This window comes from Vibrio sp. D173a (assembly GCF_030248475.1).
Map to the genome: position 1 here is coordinate 1 of NZ_JAHGAH010000105.1, position 1,791 is coordinate 1,791.

The window sequence follows — 1,791 nt, forward strand, 5'->3', positions numbered from 1 at the left end:
GAGGGGATTCGTAAGAACAGAGCGTTATGTCTCTTTTCAAATTAGAATTAATCGAGGTGTTAAATGTCTAAACATCAAGGCATTATTGAGTTTTTGGCAATATCAGGCATTTTGCCTTTAGCAGTTATTTTGTTATGTTTCATCGGGGGAATGTTTTTCCTTATATTATGTATTTTTATCGTGTTTCGGAACAAAAAAAACAGGTACAGGAAAGAGAATGCTACAAATGTAAAAGTGGTATAACGAAAGGGAAGCCCGTTTGCTCCGTTTGTGGGCATTGGAATATTTAAAAAAGTACCGATATAACAAACATTTAAGGTGTCAACATCTGGCATCAGAAAGGCTTACACCATAGCAAGCCTTCTATATTAGCAACAGCTCATTTAACATCGCATCCATAATATGCCTCGATTATGTGCGACCCCTGTTAAAATATTTCCATGAAGGTGAATTACCGACCAAATTATGTCGGATAGGCGGCACCTGTTGCCAGGTGCCTCCCTCCTCAGAACCGTACGTGCAACTTTCACTGCATACGGCTCAAGCCTCCACAAAGGCACCGTTAAGCACCCAGTAACTAAATTACCTTTGCGATACACACTTAAAGCTTTAAAACTGCACCAATGACCACTTAGTAAATAAGAAACCACGGTTCGTTGTCAGAAGACGCACTAATTTCATTTGAAATCATCATTTGCTTTTCTTCTTTAATAAAGTTCTTCAAGCTATCTCTCAACGGGAGACCAGTTAGAAGTCAGCTCGCTTTCGCGCCAGATATAAACCTGTATCCCCTTCATTACAAAGGGGCATTCGCTTTCTCTAACCTCCTTTACCTGCATACCTATCGGCAACCCTCACAGGCTGCTTTCCCATAGGGAGGTATACAGGCTTACCCTGTTCCGTATGTTGCGTAAATGTCAACTTAGATGCCCACTATAGTGCGGAGAGTACGCTGATCACGAAAGAGTAATGTCCAATCTCTTTCCGACTCTCGTTGCCATTTTGGCTACAGCGTATTAACCACTTCCGCTGCTTCGTCATATAACGCGCCTTACATGGGTTCACATTACATTCATCATATTGACTCCCTAGCACTCACCCGAGTTGTGGTTCTCAGGAGGAACATCCTCTCACGATTCCGTTCCCACTCAGCCTAATGCCTGAGTTTCGTTACATTGTCAGTTCCGCTGCTTTATTCAGGAACTTAGGGTCATCTGGTGATACAGATGGTTCACTCTTATCGTGGTGAACAACGCTTCATACGACTTCAGGTCGCACGGACATAAACGCGTTAGATTAATGACTCTAACGTGCTTATCTGAGATTAGATAAAGTATCTTGAAACCTTAAACACTTGTTATGCATTATTCTTCGTAGCCTCTAACTTCGATACCATTCTCGAGATCAAAGATAGGAAAGTGACCCAATTCTTTAGCTATTGATTTAAGCAGATCTACATCTTGGCTACGTTCAAATGCCACATTCGATTTCGGTCTATAATTCTGTGGGATAGCTACTGACAATATCCACTTGTATTCGAAAGGTTGAAACCTACCGTCTGCAAACCTATGTGGCAGTAAGTCATGGCTTCTGGGTAAGCAGTGAACTTCTTCATGCTCAGAGTCGATAAACCTCCAATATGATACTTCCACCTCAATTCCAGCATCAGCCCAAGCTGAAAACAATTTAAACCACTTCGAATTACTCATATATCTTACAGAGTATTTCTTGCAAGCTTTTTGGTACTCTAAATCCATTGAAGTCCTCTAATGCATAGACATAATGACCCCC

1 protein-coding gene is annotated in these 1,791 nt (G+C 41.4%); it reads right to left on the reverse strand.

Annotated features, from left to right (window positions below; all coding sequences use genetic code 11):
• Positions 1 to 1,364: 1,364 nt before the first annotated feature.
• Complete coding sequence (locus KIV40_RS11875; protein WP_050905028.1) at positions 1,365 to 1,757, reverse strand: hypothetical protein; 393 nt, start codon at positions 1,755 to 1,757, stop codon at positions 1,365 to 1,367.
• Positions 1,758 to 1,791: the final 34 nt, after the last annotated feature.